The following is a 22108-nucleotide window of genomic DNA, read 5'->3' as shown; positions in this document are numbered from 1 at the left end:
ATCATGTCGACCGTGCCCTCGACGCGAGCGAAGTCGCCGCCGAGCGCACGCGACGCCGAGCGTAGCAGCGTCGTCTTGCCGACGCCCACGTCGCCCTCGATCAGCACGTGGCCGCGCGCGAAAATGCCGATCGTCACAAACCTGATGACGCGCGCCTGTCCGAGAACGGCCTTCTGAATTTCCCGCTCGAATTCAAGGGCGCGCGCGCGCCATTCGGCAAGCTTCTCGACGACGTGCGACGTATCGTTCAAGGCCTGACCTTAACCTGCCAGAAGGAAGTGGCGGCCACGATCTCGGGAATGGGGCCGCTGCGCCGTTGTCGAATGCGCCGGCTCCAGATCGTGGCCGCTAGACTCATCGCGTTCTCATCGCGATGAAACCTATTGCGCGATCTTGCTCACGTCGTATTCCCACTTGCCGGTCTTCTTGAAATTCTCGACCCGCTTCTTGTTGCGCGCTTCCATGCCCTGGATCGACGTCTGCTGCTTGGCGATTTCCTTTGGGTCGTGCTTGGGATCATATTTCGAACCCTCGACCTTTTCGGGAAAGCCTGGCTTCGGCTCCCAGCAATTGCCGGGCGCCTTGCACTTGGTGCCGTCATAGGCGAACGCGCCGCCGGCGCTAAACAAAACGCCGACGGTGAGCGCCACGGCAAAAGGAATCTTACGCATCAGTTTCCTCCCTTTTCGAGGCTCGCGCCTCCTTGTTTGCGCCCCCGCGCGACGGAGGCGTGAAGACTATTTCGCCTTTGACTGGCATTGGCCGGGCGGATTTTCCGGAAACGTCTCGTGGCCGGAATAGGGCTTGAATTGCTTGCGCTGCTCGTCGGTCAACCAGGTCGCCTTTTCCGGCGCATCCTTGAAGAGGTGACGGACCCAAGCCATCACCTTGAGCATCTCGTCGAGCGTCAGATTTTCATACTGGGGCCCCATCGACGCCTGCGCGCCGCCGTAGATCGTCGAGAAGAAGCCTTCATCGGTTTCATTCTGCGGATAGGTCCAATAATCGTCGTTGAGTCCCGGGCCGATCTTCCCTTCGGCAAGGTGGCCGTGACATCCCGAGCACGCGGAAAGAAACAGCTGTTCGCCCTGCTTCAAACAGCTTGCGTCCTCGTTATAGGGATTTTTGCCAGTCGCCATGAACTTCTTGACGCCCTCGGTGTCCCTTCCCTCGGGCAGCGCATCGTCGAACTTGAGTACTTCGCCGGTGATGGTGTTGCGGAACGTAATCCCTGCAGTCTGCGCGATGGCGCCAAGAGCAACGAGGCTCGCCGCGGCGCCGATGAGATAGACCGAAACGCTTCCTTTTCTTTTCGACACTTATTCTCGTCCTGTTCTCGTTAGCGCGCCGCGCATCTATTGGGTGACGGGGAGAAGCGGAACGCCCTCCGCTTTGAGGATTTCATCGATCATCGGCCTTGCGGCGACGAGCGCGCTGTCGATCTCCGCCAGCAAGGCCTTGTCGGCGCGCCGCACCGCCACCGATTGATCGAATCGCTGCGGCACTTTTTCACCGCCGCTCTTCGTCGCATCGTCTTCGATCAGCGTCATCCGCAGAGGAATGGTCGAGGACTTGACGTAACGCGCGACGTCCGGCGCGAATCCGACCGCGATGTCAGCGGCGCCGCTCACCACCTCGCCGACCATTCGAGCGGGATCAATCTGCGTATATTGGTTGCGTGGCGATTTGAAATTCACCAGCGAATAAAGATAGGCCATATTGTCTTCATACTGGCCCATATCCTTGAGCAGCATTTCGCCTGGAGAGCCGAAGGCGACGACGATGTGGCCAAGCTTCTTCAAGCGCGGATCGGACCAGGATTTGACGTCGAGGCTGCGATCGGCGCGACTGACAAAGACATAACCGGTTCGATAGTACGGCTTCGACGTCGCCACGCGTGGATCGCCCGTATCGAGGCCAATGATGACGTCGCACAGATTCTTGTTGAGCGAATCGCGCACGAGATAGATCGCCGGCCGCTGCGACCAAACGAATTGCGCCTTGCGCTGCATGGACTCGGCGAGCGCGACGCCAATCTTGTTTTCAAGTCCGGAGCCGTCTTCCATTGACAGCGGCGGCTGATTCTTCGCCGCGCAGATGCGAAGCGCATTGGGATCGGCGGGCGGCGCCTGCTCGGCAATTTGCGCGGGCGCGGCGCTGGACGCTGCGTCGCCGAACCCGCCGAACGAAGCGCCCTTGGCGCCGACGCCCGCGAGGGCGAGGACAAGCGCGCCACCGATACCGAAGGACAAGCGAATGATTCGCGACATTGTTCTAATTTCCGTGATCGTTCGGATCGCCTGTTCGGACGCTCGGGGAGGCGTCCGAACAGGCGTCTCGCAACTGCCTCAGGCGGGGAGAGATCGATGGAAAGGCGACGATCAGTTCGCCTTGTATTCGCCGACGCTCAGATCGTCGTAGGGGCTCTTGCCGTCGAGCGAGAACACCATCACGCCGCCGCCCATTTGAGTGTAGTTGGCGAGCTGCTTGAAGGCGCCGACCGCGCCGAGACCGGCCGTCGGGTCCTGAAGATCGAACACGAGGCCGACTCCCGGCCAACCGCCGACTCCATACATGATGGCGACATATTCGACGCCCTTGTGCTGATAGACGATCGGATGGCCGATCACGCCCGACGGAAGCTTGAACTTCCACAAAAGTTCGCCGGTGTCGCTGTGACGGGCCTTGATGAAGCCGTCGAGCGTTCCGTAGAACACGACATTGCCGGCGGTTGCGGCGGTGCCGCCCCAAACGGCGAAGCGCTCCATCTTCTCCCATTTGAACTTGCCGGTGATGGCGTTGTAGGCCTTGATCTGGCCAAGGCCTTCACCCTTCTGGCGATCGCCCTTCGGACCGGGATACATGTTCAGCGTCGCGCCGACGAAGAACTGCCCCGCACGATAGGGAAGCATGAATGGCTCCCAGTCCATGCAGATGTGATTCACGCCAAGGAAGAACAGTTCCTTGGTCGGATCGTAAGAATCCAGGCCCTGGTTGTGATAGCCCATCGCCGAGGGGCAGATGTCCTTAGCGAGATGATCCATGCGCGTGCCATACTCCGGATCGCGCAGCGGCAGGCCGCTCTTGAGATCAACCTTCTTGAACACATTGACCGTGTCGTCGATCTTGTCGGCGGAGACCAGCGTGCCGTCGGTGCGGTCGAGCGTGTAGACGATCCCGTTGCGGTCGGGATGGGTTAGCAGCTTGCGCAGCTTGCCGTCCTTGTCCTTCTGCTCGCTGAGCATCATGAAATTGATGCCGGCATAATCCCACTCGTCATGCGGAGTCTTCTGATAGCCGAATTTCGCCTCGCCGGTGTTGAGATCGCGACCCCAGATCGTCATGGTCCATTTGTTGTCGCCGGGGCGCATGGTCTCGTTCCACGGCGCCGGATTGCCGCTGCCGTAATAGACGAGGTTCGTGCCGGGGTCGCATGCGAACCAGCCCCAGTTGGTGCCGCCGCCGATCTTCCAGGCGTCGCCTTCCCAGGTCGCCGTTCCGAGGCCCTTCTGGCCGTAATGCGGATTGGCCTTGTTGAAATCGTCGCCGATCAGCACGTCTGAATCCGGACCGGTCGCATAGGCGCGCCACTTCTGCTCGCCCGTGCGCACGTCATAGGCGGTCATATAACCGCGCACGCCAAGCTCAGCGCCAGAGCTGCCGATGAGCACAATGTCCTTATAGACATGCGGCGCGACGGTCAGCGTCGAGCCGACCTTGAAATCCGAGTTTTCGATTTTCCAATATTCTTCGCCGGTGTCGGCGTTTAGCGCGACGACATGGCCGTCAAGCAGCGTCTTGACGACGAGCGAGGGCGTCTTTCCGTCGCTCGGCCAGTAAGCGAGACCGCGATTGACGATGTCGCAGCAGGCGACGGCGCGCGCCGCGGCGTTCTGCTTGGGCTTGTGCTGCCAAAGAATGCGAGTCGGATCGTCGAGGTTGAGCGCAAACGTATTATTGGGGAAGGACGTGTGAACATACATTTTGCCGTCGATGACGATCGGCGAACCTTCGTGGCCGCTCAACAGACCGGTCGAGAACGACCAGGCGACCTTCAGATTCTTCACATTGGCGGCGTTGACCTGATTCAGCGTGCTGTAATGGTTGGCGCTGTAGTTCTTGCCCTGCATCGCCCAGTTGTCTTCGCTTTTCGTCAGAGCCTCGAGTTTGTCGTCAGCGACCGCGGCGGACATCGTCACGACCGGCGCGGCGAGCAGCACGGACAACAGGGACACGGAATTCAGCAGTTTCCTCATGGACGAGTCCTCCTGCAACGTCGCCCGGACGCCTTGATGGCTTCTTTGGCGGCGACATCGCCTCGCAGATAGACGACTAGAAATGCAGCCGTCTTGTTTCATTGAAGGTCGCCTACTCCCGCTGCGCGTGGGCGCAAATTCGAGAGACGATCCGGGGGCATATAAATTTAAGCGCGAAGCCGAGTCTCCACGATTTATCGGTAATGTGTCTCGGGAAAGATCGGCATCTTCGGTCCCGATGCTTCCCGGCGACGTGAACGCTTGACGCAAACTCGCCGGCGGATTTTGTAGAAGACGATCCTCCACGCCGCCTAGAGATCAAATGTTGGAAGCTTTTGTGCGAAGTGACCCGTCCGCGTCTCCCCGTTACACGTCATTTCCTCTCGGCCTGCAGTCGTCAGCCGTCCGGCGCGCGCTCGTGCCGGTCTTGTTGACGCTTATCGGCGCGGCGCTCGCGCATATTGGCGCGCAAAGAGCTCGTGCGGCGCTTTACCTCGACGACAGGCGAAGGGCGTTGACCGAAGCGGACATGGATCGCTTCGCCGGCACCGGCGTGCTCATGTGCTACTCGGATTTTGGAACGCTGGAGCGCGCGGCCGCCGCCTGGCTTATCGCATCACATGATCTCGTCGTGATGAATGCGCATAATTTCGTCGATCGGCGCCTCGTCCCGACGCATCCGGTAACGAATTGCTTCTTCAGGATCGCTGGCGGCGATTATTATTTCGACGAGGACAGCCTGCGCATCGGTGCTTCGATCGAATCAAAAGGGCTGCATATCACTGACGATTGGGCGCTGCTGCGTCTGTTGCAGCCCACCCCCGAAAACGTGAAACCCCAGCCGGCGCCTGACGCGAGCGACATCGCCACCGGCGCGCGCTTCAAGGTGGCGATGGTCTCGCCGGCTGGACATGCCAATACGCGCCTCGCCGCAACTATCGAATCATGCGACGTCTATCGCATCGACGAACCGTCTGAAGGTCGCATTCGCCGCGCACGTCACGACTGCAACGACGGCTATGGCGGGTCAGGTTCGGGACTCTTTACCGAAGACGGTCGATTGATCGCCATGCATAGCGCTTCGCTCGACATGAATCAGAAGCGACCTTTCGACATCGAGACGCATTACGGTTCAGCGATGCTGTTCGAAGGCGAACTCGCCAAGGCGATCCGAGACGCGGCGTCGAAATCGCGTTAGCTCATTCCTTCGGCGGAATGGTCCGTATCCAGCCGACGAGCGCATCGGGATCGTCGGTCGACATTTTCGAAAAATGCGCTCTGGCAAGCGTCGACATCGGCGGCCTGAGCGGCGATCCATCGCGCGAAATTCCTTGTGTGATTGCGCGTTTCAGTTCGTCATCCGACCACGCGCCGACGCCCTTTACCGGATGTGACGTGATGTTGGAGGCGACGGCGACGCCAGCGGCGTTGCGAAAGATTTTGCCGCCCGCACCGAGACGATCGCGGTAATCGGGCGCGCCGTCGATCTCAGCGCTGTGGCACAACAGGCAGCGGGCGAGCGACGCGACATAAAGGCCGCGCGCGCCTTTGTCAGCGAGCGACCCTTCATTGAAGGTCGCCGTCGCTCCTGGCATCATATGTGGCGCCCATTCGCCGCTGCGTTGCTGGAGCGACTGGAGCGGCGCGCGGATCGGCGCCGCTGAGCTCAAATAGGCGATGATGGCGTCGAGATCGCGCGCCGTCAGCGGCTTGTATGAATCCGACGGCATCACGGGCGCGAGGCGATGATTTCGTCCGGCGCCGTCGACGATCGCCGCGCGCAACTCTTCATCAGTCCATGCGCCGACGCCCGTTTCAGCGTCCGGCGAGATATTTGGTCCGCGCACGACGTAAGTCTTGTCGGAAAATGTCTGCGCGCCGCCGGAAAAACGCTTGGAGAAATCATAGCCGGCGGCGCCGCGCGGCGTATGGCAATTGTCGCAAGCAGTCAGCGCTTCAACAAGATAACGGCCGCGCTCGATATCGCCGGCGCAGGCGGCGGGTCCGATCGGCCAGAACGCCAGCAGAGCGACTGACAACGAACGAATCGACCAAGGGCGCGTGAAGTTCATGGCGAAGACGCGGGTTGGAGGGATGGGCGCTCTTAATCCGGCTCTCTCATCGCGTCTTGACGAAATATTCTCTCGAAGATCAGGAAGGATCGGCAATTGGCGCGGCAGGCGTCAGCGACCGAGCGAGAGGTTGGAGCCATCGAGCACGGCGTAGTCGAAGCGGGCGCCGGTGACGATAGCGCCGGTGAATGTCGTACCGGAGAGAACCGCATGGGTGAGATTAGCGCGTGTAAGGTCAGCGCCGTCAAAATTAGCCTCCGGCAATTCGGCGCGCACAGGAACCATGCCTTGATTGGCGGGGTCGGCTCCGAGATCAGCGCCGATCAGCTTCGCGTTGCGGAAATTGACGCCCCTTCCGCCGCCGATGATCCGTGAATCGGAGAGATCGGCGCCGGTGAAATTCGCGCCGTCAAGAAGCGCGGCATAGAGCGTGGCGGCTTTCATCGAGGCGCCCGAGAAGTCTGCGTTCTGCAAATCAGCGCGCGTGAAATTCGCCCCGGAGAGATCGGATTTTGCAAGCTTCGCGCCCGCGAGAATCGCCGAGAAAAAATCCGCGCCATGCAAGTCGAGGCCCGAAAGATCAAGGCCAGAGAGATCCAGATTAGCCAGATCGATCGGCGCGCCGTGCGCTTCAGCCAGCGTCTTTTCGATCCACGCGCGCGACAGTTCGGCGGCGACCGCCGGCGCGACGGCAGCGACGAAAAGAATTACGCTTGCGAAACGAGCGTGGTGGCGACTGATCCGCGCACGATTCAATAATTTCATCAGTCGAACTCCGATCGCGTATCAGCGCTTGAAACCTATGTTCAACAGAATAAAGGACGCAACAGGACAATCTCCAGAGTGAAGCAGGAAAGATCGGCAACCGACGACGAGCGCGATGCGCAGTCGTGGATCGTCGCGGAGTTTCTCGATAATATGTTGCAATGAAACTCGTGCAGATTGCGCCCTTCGGCCTCGTCTTCTCGTTCTCGCTATTTGCCGGCGCGGCTTCGACTGCGACAGCCGCCAATGGCGAACTTCCAAAACGCCAGCCCGGTCTATGGCGCATTACGACGATCTCGCCCGAGATTGGCATGCAGACGAACAACGTCTGCATTGAAGACGGCGACAGTATCATTGGCGCCCAGGATGAAAATTGCGCCAAGCCTTCAGTCACACGCGCGAAAGATCAGACCGTCGTGACGTTCGACTGTGGTCAGAAGGACTCGCGTGAAGCCACCAGCCTGCTGTTCACCGGCGATTTCCGGAGCTGGTATCGCGCGCAGGCGAGAATGACGGCGAAGGGCGCGCGCGTCGGCTTCACGATCGACGCAAAATTTCTGTCCGAACGCTGCACGAATTAGATGCGTTGCAGATACGGCGACGCGCTTTCGTTCTCATGCTATCATGAGCCGCGAGCCTTTTCCCTAGCTCACCGACGGGCGACATTGGCGGGAAGCACCACAACTCGGGCTCCAATGGCCGCCTTTTGATAAAGATCCATGGCGTCCTGATTGACCATCCGGATACAGCCTGACGATTGGCTTTTTCCGATCGTCCACGGCTCATTGGTGCCGTGGATTCGAAAGAGCGTATCTTTATCGCCTTGCCAGAGATACATGGCGCGGGCGCCGAGCGGATTGCCAGGACCGCCATGCATCCCGAGCCCGCTTTGCAGCTCGACCAGCTGCTTCTTGAGGTCCGGCCGGCGCTCGATCATTTCCTTGGGAGGATACCAGTCGGGCCATTCCTGCTTGCTCTTGATCGTCGCTTCGCCTGTCCAGGCAAATCCTTCGCGCCCGACTCCGATGCCGTAACGCGTCGCGCGGCCGCCCGCCTCGACATAATAAAGATAATGCTTGGCCGGATCGACGACGATCGTTCCGGGCGCTTCCTTGGTCGAATAGGCGACGCTCTTGCGATGGAACGCTGAATCGACCTGGCCGGGTTTGACTGCGGGAACAATAAAGCCCGCGTCTTTCAGCTGGCCGTAGTAATCGCCTCCTTGATCGGCGATCGCGCCCGCCGGCACCGCCTGCTCGACCTGACCGTCCGGCGACGGCTGCGGCGCGACGGCGGCAGTGATCGTCGGCGACGTCTGCGTGCTGACGCATCCGGCAAGGCATGCGCCCACCGTTGCCAAGACCGCGATCACGAGGACATGACGGTTGATGTGTGACATAGGCGATGACCGTCCACGAGCAGAGGCGCCGACTATAGCCAAATCTCCGCCGGGAACCAATTCATCCCGGTCAAGCAAAGATTTTCGCGGATCCCCCCGTCGCGAAATTTTTGCTGGCGCCAGCCGCCTCTCGCCTTGCCCGCCAATTATTGACGCACAGCGTCTCTCACCGAGGCGCCGATCTACATCGAGAGGTAGCGTTCAATCATGGTCCGTTCCGCAATATAACTTCAAACGTGGGCAACGCGTTCTATAATATTTGGACCGATCATCACTTTTTGCTTCGAGACGCAACTCACGACATCAATGGCCGATTTCTTTTTCTTGACGCTGTGACTTTGAGGCCACAGCTCCCATTCGCCTGTCCGGCCTCCAAGCTCTCGTCAAAGTCCGCCGCCGCGCCGCTTTCGCTTCGTCTCGCAGTCACAAGCGGAGCCGCGGGCAGAGCCCCAGATTTTTGCATTGCGCCACAAATGTGGCTGCGGCGCAGCTCTTGGTTTCTGGGAACAACAAACCAGAAAAGATACAGTCATACTGCGCTGCAGCGCAGCCGCTATCTTAGTCAAGAAATGAGCAATCGGCATTTGGCTGGGCATTTGGCTGGGAAGGAGGCCGGACAATGAAGACGGTGTTGATCATTGCCTATCTGCTGGGTGGTCAGGTCATCGACACGGAAACGCTTGATGCGACCGACATGGACGCATGCAAGTTGACTAAGCAAATGGCGCTTGGAGAAAATACGCCCGTCACGACGCGATACGGCGCGAATGTAAAAATTTCGGCGGAGTGCAAGCAATCGCGGGTTTAGCCGAGCTAACCGCCGTTAGCTCGAGGCTGCAAACTTCATCGAAGGATTTCGGCTGCCCTGTCCGTCCACGCCAAGCATAGTTGCGTGGAGCCGCCGCCGCTCAACCCATTGAGCGGCCGTGGATACAAGCCCTCACGCGCGCGGCGAGACGCCGGTCGGGCGACACACTGCGCCCAGACTCTCACCAGAAACATCTGTCGATGCTCTCATCCGACGCGGCAAGATCGCGTCGGCGCGTCGAACGAGCCTACCCGAAGTCTCCTGCGGCACATATATTTCGTCAAGCAACTCGAGCGGCTCGGCCGCTTCGAGGGCCATCTTGACGCGGTAGAACCTGAGGCGCTGGAGGATTGGACGAGTTATTGGCTCGTCGATCAGCCTTTTCCTGGGCCGGACAGGATAGCGATGACATGAAAAAACTTCCGAGCATACAAATTCCAGAAATATCGTTTCACGATATTTGGGATATAGCGCTACTCAAAATATACGCCGGCTCAACGCTTGACGGAGTTGCACAGTGAATAGTGTCGTCGTTATCGCCTTGAGACGTCCATATACGTTCGTGGTTCTTTCGATCTTAATTCTTCTTTTCGGGATAATGGCGATATTTAAGACTCCAACAGACGTCTTCCCGAATATCAAGATTCCTGTCGTGGCCGTTGTTTGGTCCTATGCGGGACTCCTCCCAAAGGAGGTGTCGGGTCGTATCACTTACTACTATGAGCGGGCCCTCACCACGAATGTGGAAGGCATCGAACATATCGAAAGCCAGTCCTATTACGGCAGCAGCATTACGAGGATTTTTCTCCAGCCGGGCATCGATCTAGCGGCCGCAGAAGCCGATATCGACTCGATTTCCCAGACGGTGACAAAGGCGCTGCCGCCGGACATTTCGCCTCCGATGGTGATGAGACTGGAAGCATCGTCGGTTCCGGTCGCGATGGTAAAGGTCACCGCCGAAAATCTCACGCCGGCCGATCTATACAATTTGGCAAAAAACAGAATTAGGCCGTTCCTGGTTATGATCCCGGGCGCGATCCTGCCGCATCCTTACGGCGGCCAGGATAAGCAGCTGCTGGTGTCTCTCGATCAGCAAAAGCTCCTTTCGCGGCATTTGACCGCGACGGACGTGCATGCCGCTTTCGGCAGGCAAAGCATCGTGCTGCCGGCGGGCGACATCAAGCTCCATGCGACCGACTGGCTGGTGCAGACCAATGCAACGCCGATTGAAGTGGAGGATTTCAACAACATCCCTATTAAACGCGTCGGAAACGCCACAGTCTACATGCGCGACGTAGCGGACATCCGCTTGGGCGGGCCACCGCAAATCAACGCGGTTTTGGTGGACGGCAAACAGTCTGTGTTGATCGTCGTCATGAAGAGCGGCGAGGCTTCGACGCTTGACGTCGTCGATGGGATTAGGAAGGCGATCCCGCGCATCGAGGAAATCGTGCCCCCTGGCGTCAAGGTCGAAATGCTTAACGACGCCTCGGTATTCGTCAAGGATTCCATCATGGATGTCTTGCACGAGATGGCGCTCGCCTCTGCGCTTACCGGTCTGGTCGTCTTGTTGTTTCTCGGATCCTGGCGCGCCACGGTCATCATCGCAACCTCGATCCCTCTCTCTATTTTGAGCGCACTCATCGGTCTTCATGCGATGGGTCAGACGATCAACGTTATGACTCTCGGCGGATTGGCGCTCGCCGTCGGAATTTTGGTCGACGACGCCACAGTGATGATCGAGAACATTGACACGCATATCGAGATGGGGAAGCCGCTGGAAACCGCGATCATCGACGCGGCTAATCAGATCGTGATCCCCACCTTCGTGTCGACAGCCTGCATCGTCATCGTCTGGTTCCCATTGTTTGAACTGTCCGGCGTATCTGGGTGGTTGTTCACGCCAATGGCTGAAGCGGTGATGTTCGCAATGATCGCCTCCTTCATTCTGTCGCGCACCTTGGTGCCGACGATGGCGAAGTATCTTCTTGTCGACCATGGCGCCCCGCACGGCGTCGAAGCTGGCCATGAGGATAAGGACGAACTCCTTGCGGCTCTTGCCGGTCGACGAAAATTCCCGACAGCGGCGGAGATCGAAGCTCTCGCGAACAGGGATGCGGAACTCAGCGCTTTGGCGGGAGACGGGGGATTATCGCATTTCGCGGTGCCGCTCCCTGAGGTGGATCAGCGTCTGCACGAGCGCAAGGGATTCCTGGGGCGAATTCAGGAAGGCTTCGAACGCGGATTCCAAAGGATGCGCGAGCGCTATTCCGAGCTTCTCCGTAGAACGCTCCATAATCGCCGACGGTTCGTCACAATATTTCTCGCTGCCGCAGTGGGTTCGACTGTTTTGTTCTTCACCAATGGCCAAGAGTTTTTTCCAGAAATCAAATCCGGAACGCTCCAGATGCATGTGCGTCTGCCTCTCGGAACGCGCATCGAGGTAACGGCGCGCAATGCGTCACTGATTGCGGAGGACATCGACCGGCTGCTGCCGGACCAGATCGAGGGTATCGTCAGCAACTGCGGCCTTCCGGTAGGTCCGCATAATCTGGCGTTTATTCCAACGCCGACGATCGGCCCTCAGGACTGCGATATGACGATCAGCCTGAAGAACGAGGTCTCGCCCGTATGGGATTTCCGCAAGATTCTACGGCAAGGGCTAAAAGAACGCTACCCGGGGACAGAATTTACGTTCCAGCCTGCGGATCTGACGGCAAAAATTCTGAATTTCGGATCGCCTTCTCCCATCAACGTGGAGATCAATGGCGGCGACGCCATGCAGGATTATGAGTTCGCTCGAAAGCTGGCGAGCAAGATCCGCAAGATCAATGGGGCGGTCGACGTCGTGATCCAGCAAACCATGCGAACGCCAACGCTGCTCGTAGAGGGCAACAGAAGTCTCGGGCTTGGCATTCACCTGACCGAAAAGGACATTGCTGACAATCTGCTAATGACTCTCTCGGGCAGCCAACAAGTCGACCAAGTGTATTGGCTGGATCAAAAAACTGGCAATTCATATCAAATCAATGTCTATACGCCGCAATACCAGATGACGAAAATCCAAAATTTGATGACGATTCCGGTCGACAAGGGAGATCTCGATCCCTCCGGAAAAGAAGTGCAACTGCTTGGAAGCGCCGCCTCCTTGTCCGTGAAAGGGACGCCGGGCGTCGTCTCGCACTCCAATATCATGCCGCTCTTCAACATTTACGTGTCTGCCGAAACCCGCGACCTGGGAGGCGTGCTTTCCGATGTGAGGAAGGTCTCGGAAGAAATGGAAAAGGAACTGCCTCGAGGGGCAGCGCTTGAGATACGTGGACAAGCGGAAACGATGCACTCCGCCTACATCGAGCTGATCGGAGGCCTCCTCGCGTCGATCATATTGATATATCTGCTAATTGTCGTCAATTTCCAGTCGTGGCTCGACCCTTTCATCATTATCACCGCTCTGCCGGGCGCGCTCGCCGGAATTGCTTGGTCGTTGTTTTTGACGCATACGAATATTTCGGTTCCGGCGCTGACGGGGGCCATCATGTGCATGGGGACGGCGACGGCGAATTCGATTCTTGTGGTGTCCTACGCCCGCGAACGACTCGAAATGCATGGCGACGCCCTGGTTGCGGCATTGGAGGCCGGATATGCCCGCATTCGTCCTGTCATCATGACGGCTTCAGCGATGATTATCGGCATGTTGCCGATGTCGATGGCCAACTCACAAAACGCGCCGCTCGGGCGCGCTGTAATTGGCGGCCTCACCGTCGCGACCTTCGCGACGTTGTTCTTCGTCCCTTGCGTTTACGCGATGGTGTATCACCGCAAATCCAACAAGCCCGAGAGCTTCTGATGAAAACGGATCTTCTGCGTGCCGCAAACGAAAAAATTAACGTGCGAGGAAGGCCGGCGGTATGGGCTGCGCTGTTGGCTTTTGCGCTCTTCGTCGCCTATGAATTTTACGCGCGTCATCACGCATCGAATCTCCTGCAGCAGGAGACGCTCGAAAACGCGATCCCGACGGTAGCGGTGGTGAACCCGCAGCCCGCGGCGCGAACCGATACGATCGTCCTTCCGGGAAACATCGAAGCTTGGTTCCAGGCGCCGATATACGCGCAGGTCTCAGGCTATGTGAAGATGTGGTACAAGGATTACGGAGCGAAGGTGAAAAAGGGCGACGTCCTCGCCGAAATCAATACGCCGACGCTCGACGCACAATATTCTCAGGCCAAGGCCGCATTGGAAGCGCAGCGCGCCCAGTATAATCTCGCCGTTGTTTCGGCGGAGCGCTGGGTGGCGTTGCGGAAGTCGCATGCGGTTTCCGAACAATCCATCTCCATCCAGCTGGCAAACGAGAAAAAGGCGAAGGCCGATCTCGAAGCCGCCGAGCACAATGTCAATAATTTTATCGCCCAGCTTCGTTTTAAGACCATCGTCGCGCCGTATGACGGGGTTGTCACCGCGCGCAACATCAATGTCGGCGACTATATCAACAAGGAAGGAAACATTAGCGATCGCAGCGCCGTGACAAATCTGTTTTCGGTCGCAGATATCCACAAAATGCGCCTCTTCATCTCCGTTCCGGAAGCGTTTGGCCAACTCCTGAAGCCCGGCCTAACGGCAAACGTCACCGTTCCCCAGTTCGCCAATCGCCAGTTCAAGGCTGAATTTCTTACGGTCGCCGGCGGCTTCGATCCGAATACGCGCACGGCGGTCACGGAGTTCACGATCGCCAACGAAGACAAGGCGCTCTGGCCGGGGTCCTACGCATCCGTGACGTTGACCTTTCAATTGCCCCCCGGCAACCTTACCATTCCATCGAGCGCTCTGGTCTTCCAAGAGCATGGGGCGCAGGCGGCGGTCGTTAGCGAAGACGACAAAGTTCATTTTAAACCGATCAAGATCATAAGGATCTTGGAAGGCAGGATTGAGATTTCTGCAGGCCTCTCAACAACGGACCGGTTGATCAGCAATCCCAGCGCTGCATTGCTCGAAGGCGATAAAGTGCGCGTCGTTCAACCCGCGGAAGGCTACGAGATCAAACCGGAAGATATCAACTGACGGCGTCGCCGCCGAGCCGCATAATGGCTGAAAAAAAGCATGCGCGCGGAAGCGAGAGAAACGGGCTAAGATTTCTGGGGCCTTGGCTACGGACTTTCGTATGTTGAGAGACTTAGGGGTCTCAAACGAGGGACTAAATGCGTCGTAGATCGAGAAAAGAATTCTGGCGCTTTGTTTCGCTTGGTTCTGCTTCGATACTTTCCGGCTGTAACGCCTTGAACGCCTTGCCCGGCGTTGACCTGGCTCCGCCATACGAGCCGCCGGAACTGATCGTGCCTGCGTCCTGGCGCGGCTCCAGTCCGTTTGTCATAGCCTGCCCGTCGGATGCGGAGATACGCCCGGATTGGTGGAAGCTGTTTCGCGAACCGGCTCTGGACAACCTGGAAATGCAGGCAATGGCCGCCAATCCAGACTTGCAGGCGGCGGCCGAACGCTTCGTGCAAGCGCGCGACATCATGATGAAGGCGCAGTCGCGATTCTTTCCGCAGCTCGGGCTCGGATATGGCGCCTCCGATAACAAACAGTCGGTAAATGCGCTGTTTCGCGCCCCCGACTCGCCGATCTACGACACCTCGGTTTCGGATTTGGGAATCGCCTCCTGGGAGCCAGACTTTTGGTACGCCATTCGAAACGAAACTCGGGCCCAGATTTATCACGCGGAGCGACGCGCTGCAGAATTTGCTCTTGCGCGCTTGAGCCTCCAGGCGGAAATCGCGACTGATTATTTTACGTTGCGCGGCTATGACGCGCAGATCATGACCTATAAGCAGTCGATCGAATATTATAAAAAGTCGCTCGCGATCGTGAACGAACAGTTTATGGGCAAGATCGCATCAGAGCTAGATGTGGCGCGCGCCAAGGCGCTGCTGACCGGCACTGAAGCGAAGCTCCTCGAAATGCAAGGCGAGCGCGATGTCGTGGAGCATGCGCTCGCCATCCTTGTGAACACGGCGCCAGCAAGTTTCAAAGTCGCGGCCTCCAGCAACTTTAAGGTCACGCCTTTGAAAATCCCGCGGTCGATTCCGTCGACGCTGCTCGAGCGACGGCCCGATATCGCCGCAGCGGAGCGTGAAATGGCTCAATCGAATCGGGAAATTGGCGTCGCCCGCGCCGCGTTTTTCCCAAAGGTTAAATTCAAGCTGGATGGAGGCTTCGAGGATCACGCTATGAACCTTGTCAAGCTGTCGAACAGCTTTTGGTCCTATGGGTCGATGATCTCTCTTCCCGTTTTCGAAGGCGGGCTGCGCCGTGCGCAATTGCAGCAGTCTTGGTCCGTTTATCGCGAGAAGGAGGACCGATACCGCTCGACAGTGCTGAACGCCTTCAGAGAAGTCGAGAACGGCTTAAGTTTGACCAAGCGTTTGAGCGCCGCGGCAAAGAAGCTCGACGAAACAGTGGCCGCGAATCTCCTGACTCAAAATCTCACGATGGATCTCTATCGCGGCGGGCTGGGCACCAGCCTTGAACTCATCTACGCGCAGGTTGCGACGATCACGGCGCGCATCGACGCCATCAAAGTGAAGACGCGCCTGATTACGTCAACTGTCGGACTCGTTCGCGCCTTGGGCGGTGGATGGAATCGCGGGGAACTGCCGGTGGACAACGAAATCGAACCATTCGGCCCGCTTCAATATCAATATCTCTCCACGCCCCTGCCCGCGGGCGGGATCGCCGTTCCACCCCAGAACTTCCCTGAAGACAATAATCTCACCCAATCGCCGGCCTATCAACGGTCGCCGGTGGTGCGGGACGGGACGTCGTAACATTTCGCGCCATTTTGGTCATCCTGCGCGCGTCGTCGACGAATGAGGAAAGGTGGGAACTGGAATTTACGTTCCCGCCGGTTTTCAGAACCATGGGCGAAACTCGCCAACAAGCGGTTCGCAGGGAGCGCGATTCGCGCGGACCATCGCCCCCTGCCGAACAGTCAGAATGACCAAGCAAGCAATCGAATTTCGACCCGCTCAATCAATTGGCGGCGGCGGCATCATCATTGCTCGGCAGCACATCGCGCAGGCGCTTGCCCTCAACCCATTCGAACGCCGCCGACGCATCAGCGCATTGGATATCCTGCTCGGCGATCAGCTTATCGCACAGCATGACACAGATCGCGTCGATCGGAGCGCTCGTGTCGTTTTCCTCGGTCATTCGATCAATGGATATCTCGCCCATCTCCTCGCCATCGACGAGATGGATGATAAACACCTCTTCATGACCTGCAGCGCCGTGGGCGTTCACTCTGAAGGTTTCTCCCTTGTATAAAAATTCGCGTATCATTTCCTACCCCGCTTCTTGATGTTGTTTGGCCATTCTGGCGGACGGCGCGACCCTATCGTTCGCCATTGCTCGGTCAATAGCGCCAAGCGTCGCAGTTTTGCAAAAAAAATGCATTGGGCCAATCGGGCGCCGTTATTGCTTCTTGAGCGGACCAAGCGCGGATCGAATTGGCAAGGTTTGTCAAGTTTCGAACAATTGAGCTGGAAGGAATGGCCATGCCGATGTCTGCGGAGAATATCGAAAGCCTGATCAAAGCGGCGCTGCCGGATGCGGTGGTGGAATTGACGGCGCTCGCCGATGACAATGATCACTGGTCAGCGACTGTCACCTCGTCAGCGTTCAAAGGACTGAGCCGGGTGCGTCAGCATCAGCTGGTCAATGCCGCCCTCGCCGGCAAACTTGGCGGCGAGCTGCATGCGTTGGCGCTGACCACGCAAGCGCCATAGTCACACGAAACGGAATTCATGCGGGAGCAAAAAATGTCCGACACAATTGACCGGATCAAAGAAGTGGTCGCGAGCGCAGATATCGTATTGTTCATGAAAGGGACGCCCCAGGCGCCTCAATGCGGCTTCTCGATGCAGGTCGTCCAAATACTCAATCAGATCGGCGCTTCCTACAACGCGGTGAATGTTCTGGCGGATGGAGAAATTCGCGAAGGCATCAAAGCCTTTTCGAATTGGCCGACAATCCCACAACTTTACGTCAAAGGCGAATTTGTCGGGGGCTGCGACATCACGCGCGAGATGTTTACGACCGGAGAATTGGGGGCGCTCCTCGACAAGGAGAACATTCCTCACAAGCAAAGCGCAAAGGCGTAAACGGCCGAGACGCGGCGCGCCCTGTCGGGCGCGCCATCAGCGATAACTCCATCCAAATTCAGGACTGTGAATCAAAGTCGAGCGCTACGCCTGCCGCCTCCGCGGTATGGCCGGCGTCGAGCAGCTCCGCAAGTCGGTCGATGCGGATGAGCGCCAAGCCATCGGCGCCGGCGCGAGAGCCCGTCACGCCGATATCTACGCCGCCAATAAAAACGGGCGATCCTTGCGCGGGCGCTTCGCTTCTCGATGTGAAACGCGAAACCCGTTTTCTCACCGTCGTACGGTGCTGCATGCGCGATACGACCTCTTGGCCGACATAGCAGCCCTTCTTGAAGTCCAGACCAGAGAGACGGTCCATGTTCGCTTCGTGAGGGAACACCCCGCCGTAATCGAAGTCGACATGCCCATCGGGAATGCCGGCGGCAATTCTCCTCGCCTCATAGATCGCGCGGTCGCCGCGAGCGCCTGCAGCGCCTTTGCGCATAATGGCGCGCCACCCCAATTCGGGCGAACGCGGGTCCGGAGCCGCTGCGACAACGCCTTCCTCAGGCGGCGCGCTATCGAGATAAGCGACAACTTCGTGAGCGGCGCTCAAATCGGCGAAGGCGACTTTCGATCGCAGCCGATAACGCTCGAATCGTCGAAGGAGCTCGTCCGTCAGCGAAAGCGGACAATCGAGCAGCAAGCGATCGCCCGCCGCGCCCTGCTCCCTAAAGACGAGGAAGTCAGAGATAATCTTGCCCTGAGGGGTCAAGAGCGCGGCGAAGCGCGTCTCCCCCTTGGCGAGAGAGCGAATGTCGTTGGTGACGAGATTGTGCAGGAATTCGGTCGCATCCGCGCCCGTTATCTCGATCAGCCCGCGATCGGAAAGAAGAATGCCGTCGGCCATCTGCCTTCTTTAATCTGGATGGAGCGGCGTGACGCCGCCCGCGTCGTGGACATTCATTCCATGGGCGGACCCATGTCGTCGTCCTTCTTTTTCTTTTTCTTATCGGTCTTGGCCTGCGCGTAAGCGCCAGCGTTCTTCAACGCGACTGGCGGCTGACCTTCGACGAACTGCGAAATCCAGAAGAACGTGCGTTCGCTGGCCCGCTCGGCGGCTTCCGCGTCGAAATTCTCGGCGGTGGTGAAGTTGAAGCCATCCTTCACCTTGGGATAGGAATAGGCGCTGACATCTGGCCGCGTCGCGCGAAACTGCGTCATTCCTTCCAGAGGCGTCGAGGGATCTTCTTCCGGAAAATGCAGCAGCGTCGGAATTTTTCGCTTCTCCGAATGTTCGTCCGTCAGGCCAGCCGCATAATAGCCGATGGCGCAGGCGACATCCTGCAACCTGTTCGCGGAAATATAAGCGACATATCCGCCCCAGCTATACCCGACGAGCGCGACTTTGCCCGTGTTCTTGACCGAGTCCACCGCCGCCTGGACATCCAGCAACGCGGCTTCGAGCGGGACCGATTTTGCGAGCTCGGCACCTTCGGCGGCGTCTGCGGCTTCGGCCTTTTGCGCTCGCTGAAAAAGCGACGGCGCGATCGCGACATAGCCCTTCGCGGCAAAAGCGTCCGCCTCCTTACGAAGGTGCTCGCTCACCCCAAAATAATCCTGGAGCACGACGACGGCGCCTTTCGGCGTCTCGGCCGGATCGGCCCGGTAGGCTGGGAAGGAGTGTCCGTCTTGAGAGGTAAGTTCAATCATGATGACAGCCTCGCATCTTCAACATGGCGATGCCTTCCGTGAAAGAGCTGGTCAGCAGTCGTCCCTTATGACGCTGCCTTGCGAATTCCATGCCTTTGACAATCGTCAAGGCCGCTGCCGCGATCCTTAAAGGAAGCCGAGCTCCAATTTGGCTTCTTCAGACATCATGTCCTGATTCCACGGCGGGTCGAACACGAGATTGACCTTGGAGCTCTCGACGCCCTCGACCCCATCGATGGCCCGTTTCGCCATGTTCATCATCTCGCCGGCGACCGGACAGCCCGGCGCGGTCAATGTCATGTCAACATCGACATGGCGCCGATCGACAATGTCGACTCTATACACCAGACCGAGGTCATAAATGTTCACCGGTATCTCCGGATCGAACACGGTTCGTAGCGCGGCGACGGTCGCTTCGTAGAGCTCTTTCGCCTCTGGCCGGCGCCTTGAGCCTGCTTCGCCGCCACCGGCGGTCTCAACGGCAAGGCGCGGTGCGATTTGTGTGTCCACTGCTTTCTTCCGTCTCTTGGCGAGCGCATGCTCGGTTCTGGACGTTTACAAAGATGAACCGTGCGCCCGCATGGAATGCCATCGCGCCAACATGCCGGCGCTTCATTTCTCTTCGTTCAAGCAAAGCGCGCGCCAATTGAAAAGGCTTGGACTGGAACTTGCTTCGATTCGCGCGACCGCCTCAACGGATTTGTCAGAAAAATTGCGCGTCTGAGCGCGAGGCGCGTCGCTAAGAGGTGAATGTGCAATGTCGGAAGAAGCGGATGATGAATTCGAGATTCCTCAACTTTACAAACGTCACGTTTTCGCCTGTTTCACGCAAAGACCGCCAACTCATCCGCGCGGCAGCTGCGGCGCAAACGGCGCTCAGCCGCTGTGGGATCGTCTGGGCAAACGCGTCGAAGCCGAGGGCGGCGGCGAAATCGGATTCACCGCAGCCGGTTGCATGGGATTTTGTTCCGCGGGGCCATTAATGGTGGTTTATCCGGAAGGCATTTGGTATCGGCCGACGACCCCTGAGGATGTCGATGAAATCTTCACTTCGCATCTCAAGGAAGGCCGACGCGTCGACCGTCTGGTCATGATCCTGACGCGCTGACGGCGGACGGCGCGGGCCTTTACGAAAGCGCGCGCGCCGCCTCCCGGGCGACATGCGCCTCGGCCCGGATGCGTGACACCATTGAACGGAACCCGTTCGAGCGCTGCGGCGTCAAATGCTCTTTCAGCCCCAGACGTTCGAAAAGCGCCATGGGGTCGGTTTCCAATATGTCCGATGCGCTTCTTCCCGAGCAGAGCGCGATCAGGATCGCCACCAGCCCGCGCACGATATGCGCGTCGCTGTCGCCGAGAATGGTCAGCGTCGGCTCCGCCGCGCCGCCATATTCGGTGGTCATTGAAAGCCAGACTTGGCTCGCGCAGCCGGTGACTTTGGTGTCGTCAGTCTTGAGCGACTCCTCAAGCGCCGGCAAGGCGCGCCCCAATTCGATCACATAGCGGTAGCGGTCCTCCCAATCATCGAGGAGCGCAAAATTTTCGATGATGTCGTCGATCTTCATCTTCTCTCCCGCCGTGCCTAGACGATCGGAGGCGCCGCGTCAGCAGCATCGCAGCTTGGGCGACGGCGCGCCTCGCGCAGCAAGGTTAGACATTCGATATTCGCGGCAAGATCACGCGCGGAGAATCCGTCCACCGTTTCCAGCGACGGATCGGCGCCGGACTGCAGCAATATAGCCACCGCATCCGCTTTGCCGGCGGAGGCGGCGTAGATCAACGCCGTCGCGCCGTCGGGATTACGGTGATCGACCGCGACCCCCGCGTCGATCAGCGCCTGCATCGTCTCGAGGCTCCCGTTGGCCGCCGCAAGCCAGAGCGCATTATTGCCATCGGCGTTTACTGCATGCAGATCGGCGCCTTGCGCGATCAACGCGCGCAACGCGTCGCATTGGCCCATCGCGCTCGCGGCAAGCAAAGGCGTCATCCTGCGCTCCTCTCTTCCGCGACAAACAGGTTAAAGCGCGCCCAGCTGAAACAGCGGCTTCGCGCCGCCGCGACCAAGCACCGTGTCGACCTTCTCGCGGACGGCCTCGATCTTGAGCGGCTTGACCAGCGCGCCATGCGCGCCGGCTTTCATGCCTTCGACGGCAAGCTTTTCGTCCGCCTGCTCGCACACGACGAGAATCCGCACATCCGAAAAATGCTCCGTAATTTCCCGGAGCAATTCCAAACCTCGGCTCTTGAGGAAACTTGCGCCAAGCAGAATGACGTCGGGCTTTAACCAATCAACGCCCTTCTCATAGGCTTCCTCAATTTGAGCGAGCTCATGAGTTTCGATCTCGTCATGAAGCATGAACTGCAACGCGGCGCGGGTGATTTCGTCTTCATCCACAACGAAAACGCGGCGCTGATCGACAGCCTTTGACGTCTCGACACCAATCTGCATGTAGCGCTCTCCTGGGATGTATTTATATAAGAATCGACAAGCAATCGGCGTTCCATATGTCCGTCAAGCCGCCCGTGAAACATTCCAGGCTGCGAAAAACATTGTCGTAAGATACGCAACAATTGTCTGGACGCATCCCCAATGAGGGCGGGTCAAGGCGCGAACAGTTGCGCCGAAAATTCACTGAGAGACAGACTTAATCTCGTAAATTCAATAATAAGTGAGCCTTTGTCGCTCCTGGCACACCGGTTGCTTCGACGCTCATGCGAGTGAGGGCTGAGCGCACGCCTACGCCACGCCGAGCGATGTGTTCCTTCCCGTAGCCCGCGACGAGTTTCCTAACATTCACGGAACGGCGCGCCGCCAGAACGGGCGCGAGTTGAAGTACACAGCAGGAGACGAAGATGTCACTACGGCAGATCGCGTTTTACGGGAAGGGGGGCATCGGCAAGTCGACGACGTCCCAGAATACATTGGCGGCGCTTGCGGAGATGGGTCACCGCATTCTGATTGT

The 22108-nt window shown here is 58.5% G+C and carries 25 protein-coding genes; 10 read left to right on the top strand and 15 right to left on the bottom strand.

The genetic code is table 11. The features are described 5' to 3' along the window. The 5 genes from AB7I51_RS14460 to AB7I51_RS14440 form a co-directional block, all read right to left on the bottom strand. Nucleotides 1-251 (bottom strand): AAA family ATPase (locus tag AB7I51_RS14460; protein WP_428405611.1); only part of this gene is annotated, 251 nt, incomplete at its 3' end. A gap of 129 nt (nt 252-380) precedes the next feature. After that, nucleotides 381-671 (bottom strand): methanol dehydrogenase [cytochrome c] subunit, encoded by a 291-nt coding sequence (locus tag AB7I51_RS14455; RefSeq protein ID WP_428405610.1) that lies wholly within the window; start codon nt 669-671, stop codon nt 381-383. Nucleotides 672-737: 66 nt separating this feature from the next. Continuing rightward, complete coding sequence (gene moxG / locus AB7I51_RS14450; RefSeq protein WP_428405063.1) at nt 738-1319, bottom strand: cytochrome c(L), periplasmic; 582 nt, start codon at nt 1317-1319, stop codon at nt 738-740. A gap of 36 nt (nt 1320-1355) precedes the next feature. Then, a complete protein-coding gene (moxJ, locus tag AB7I51_RS14445) occupies nt 1356-2270 on the bottom strand; it encodes a methanol oxidation system protein MoxJ (RefSeq protein WP_428406303.1) in 915 nt (304 codons plus the stop codon). Nucleotides 2271-2381: 111 nt separating this feature from the next. Then, complete coding sequence (locus tag AB7I51_RS14440; RefSeq protein WP_428406302.1) at nt 2382-4256, bottom strand: methanol/ethanol family PQQ-dependent dehydrogenase; 1875 nt, start codon at nt 4254-4256, stop codon at nt 2382-2384. A 322-nt stretch (nt 4257-4578) separates the two neighbouring features. Here AB7I51_RS14440 and AB7I51_RS14435 point away from each other — a divergent pair, with 322 nt between their 5' ends. Beyond that, nucleotides 4579-5454, top strand: coding sequence for a serine protease (locus AB7I51_RS14435; RefSeq protein ID WP_428406301.1), 876 nt, complete (start codon nt 4579-4581; stop codon nt 5452-5454). Nucleotide 5455: 1 nt separating this feature from the next. On the opposite strand, the gene AB7I51_RS14430 is transcribed toward AB7I51_RS14435, so the two are convergent. Together AB7I51_RS14430 and AB7I51_RS14425 are read right to left on the bottom strand one after the other, a co-directional pair. Continuing rightward, nucleotides 5456-6295, bottom strand: a complete 840-nt coding sequence (locus AB7I51_RS14430) for a c-type cytochrome (protein ID WP_428406300.1) — start codon at nt 6293-6295, stop codon at nt 5456-5458. Nucleotides 6296-6439: 144 nt separating this feature from the next. Beyond that, nucleotides 6440-7093, bottom strand: a complete 654-nt coding sequence (locus tag AB7I51_RS14425) for a pentapeptide repeat-containing protein (protein WP_428406299.1) — start codon at nt 7091-7093, stop codon at nt 6440-6442. A gap of 161 nt (nt 7094-7254) precedes the next feature. On the opposite strand from AB7I51_RS14425, the gene AB7I51_RS14420 reads away from it, so the two are divergent. After that, a complete protein-coding gene (locus tag AB7I51_RS14420) occupies nt 7255-7674 on the top strand; it encodes a DUF3617 domain-containing protein (protein WP_428406298.1) in 420 nt (139 codons plus the stop codon). A gap of 68 nt (nt 7675-7742) precedes the next feature. On the opposite strand, the gene AB7I51_RS14415 is transcribed toward AB7I51_RS14420, so the two are convergent. Beyond that, a complete protein-coding gene (locus tag AB7I51_RS14415; protein ID WP_428406297.1) occupies nt 7743-8492 on the bottom strand; it encodes a L,D-transpeptidase in 750 nt (249 codons plus the stop codon). Nucleotides 8493-9111: 619 nt separating this feature from the next. Here AB7I51_RS14415 and AB7I51_RS14410 point away from each other — a divergent pair. The 4 genes from AB7I51_RS14410 (at nt 9112) to AB7I51_RS14395 (ending at nt 16118) form a co-directional block, all read left to right on the top strand. Further along, nucleotides 9112-9300: a hypothetical protein gene (locus AB7I51_RS14410; RefSeq protein ID WP_428406296.1), complete on the top strand. Its 189-nt coding sequence runs from the start codon at nt 9112-9114 to the stop codon at nt 9298-9300. A 517-nt stretch (nt 9301-9817) separates the two neighbouring features. Continuing rightward, nucleotides 9818-13147, top strand: a complete 3330-nt coding sequence (locus AB7I51_RS14405; RefSeq protein WP_428406295.1) for an efflux RND transporter permease subunit — start codon at nt 9818-9820, stop codon at nt 13145-13147. After that, a complete protein-coding gene (locus AB7I51_RS14400) occupies nt 13093-14355 on the top strand; it encodes an efflux RND transporter periplasmic adaptor subunit (RefSeq protein ID WP_428406294.1) in 1263 nt (420 codons plus the stop codon). The genes AB7I51_RS14405 and AB7I51_RS14400 overlap by 55 nt, the downstream gene beginning before the upstream one ends. Nucleotides 14356-14492: 137 nt before the next feature. Then, on the top strand, nt 14493-16118 hold the full coding sequence (locus AB7I51_RS14395; protein ID WP_428406293.1) for an efflux transporter outer membrane subunit: 1626 nt from the start codon (nt 14493-14495) through the stop codon (nt 16116-16118). Nucleotides 16119-16323: 205 nt separating this feature from the next. Here AB7I51_RS14395 and AB7I51_RS14390 read toward each other — a convergent pair whose 3' ends face one another. Next, complete coding sequence (locus AB7I51_RS14390) at nt 16324-16632, bottom strand: hypothetical protein (RefSeq protein ID WP_428406292.1); 309 nt, start codon at nt 16630-16632, stop codon at nt 16324-16326. Between the two features lie 215 nt (nt 16633-16847). On the opposite strand from AB7I51_RS14390, the gene AB7I51_RS14385 reads away from it, so the two are divergent. Together AB7I51_RS14385 and grxD are read left to right on the top strand one after the other, a co-directional pair. Further along, nucleotides 16848-17078 (top strand): BolA family protein, encoded by a 231-nt coding sequence (locus tag AB7I51_RS14385; RefSeq protein ID WP_409980154.1) that lies wholly within the window; start codon nt 16848-16850, stop codon nt 17076-17078. A gap of 33 nt (nt 17079-17111) precedes the next feature. Continuing rightward, entirely contained in the window at nt 17112-17453 is a 342-nt protein-coding gene (gene grxD / locus AB7I51_RS14380) for a Grx4 family monothiol glutaredoxin (protein ID WP_428406291.1), read from the top strand. 58 nt (nt 17454-17511) lie between these two features. Here the strand turns inward: grxD and AB7I51_RS14375 are convergent, their stop codons facing one another. The 3 genes from AB7I51_RS14375 to AB7I51_RS14365 form a co-directional block, all read right to left on the bottom strand. After that, nucleotides 17512-18342, bottom strand: a complete 831-nt coding sequence (locus tag AB7I51_RS14375; protein ID WP_428406290.1) for a YgfZ/GcvT domain-containing protein — start codon at nt 18340-18342, stop codon at nt 17512-17514. 53 nt (nt 18343-18395) lie between these two features. Continuing rightward, nucleotides 18396-19145 carry a dienelactone hydrolase family protein gene (locus tag AB7I51_RS14370; RefSeq protein WP_428406289.1) on the bottom strand — a complete coding sequence of 250 codons (750 nt, stop codon included), beginning with the start codon at nt 19143-19145 and terminating at the stop codon, nt 18396-18398. Nucleotides 19146-19271: 126 nt separating this feature from the next. Beyond that, entirely contained in the window at nt 19272-19655 is a 384-nt protein-coding gene (locus tag AB7I51_RS14365) for an SUF system Fe-S cluster assembly protein (RefSeq protein ID WP_428406288.1), read from the bottom strand. Nucleotides 19656-19902: 247 nt separating this feature from the next. Here AB7I51_RS14365 and AB7I51_RS14360 point away from each other — a divergent pair, with 247 nt between their 5' ends. Then, nucleotides 19903-20253: a (2Fe-2S) ferredoxin domain-containing protein gene (locus tag AB7I51_RS14360; RefSeq protein ID WP_428406287.1), complete on the top strand. Its 351-nt coding sequence runs from the start codon at nt 19903-19905 to the stop codon at nt 20251-20253. A 19-nt stretch (nt 20254-20272) separates the two neighbouring features. Here AB7I51_RS14360 and AB7I51_RS14355 read toward each other — a convergent pair whose 3' ends face one another. The 3 genes from AB7I51_RS14355 to AB7I51_RS14345 are packed head-to-tail and all read right to left on the bottom strand — an operon-like array spanning nt 20273 to nt 21594. Further along, nucleotides 20273-20710, bottom strand: coding sequence for a SufE family protein (locus AB7I51_RS14355; protein WP_428406286.1), 438 nt, complete (start codon nt 20708-20710; stop codon nt 20273-20275). A 17-nt stretch (nt 20711-20727) separates the two neighbouring features. Further along, nucleotides 20728-21132: an ankyrin repeat domain-containing protein gene (locus AB7I51_RS14350; RefSeq protein WP_428406285.1), complete on the bottom strand. Its 405-nt coding sequence runs from the start codon at nt 21130-21132 to the stop codon at nt 20728-20730. A 30-nt stretch (nt 21133-21162) separates the two neighbouring features. Next, complete coding sequence (locus tag AB7I51_RS14345) at nt 21163-21594, bottom strand: response regulator (protein WP_428406284.1); 432 nt, start codon at nt 21592-21594, stop codon at nt 21163-21165. Between the two features lie 404 nt (nt 21595-21998). Here AB7I51_RS14345 and AB7I51_RS14340 point away from each other — a divergent pair. Continuing rightward, on the top strand, nt 21999-22108 hold a 110-nt coding region (locus AB7I51_RS14340; protein ID WP_428405650.1), incomplete at its 3' end, for an ArsA-related P-loop ATPase.

It is taken from the genome of Methylocystis sp. (assembly GCF_050246715.1).
Classification (GTDB): Bacteria; Pseudomonadota; Alphaproteobacteria; order Rhizobiales; family Beijerinckiaceae; genus Methylocystis.
The sequence above is the reverse complement of the archived record's forward strand: the minus strand, read 5'-3'. Positions and strand labels throughout refer to the sequence as shown.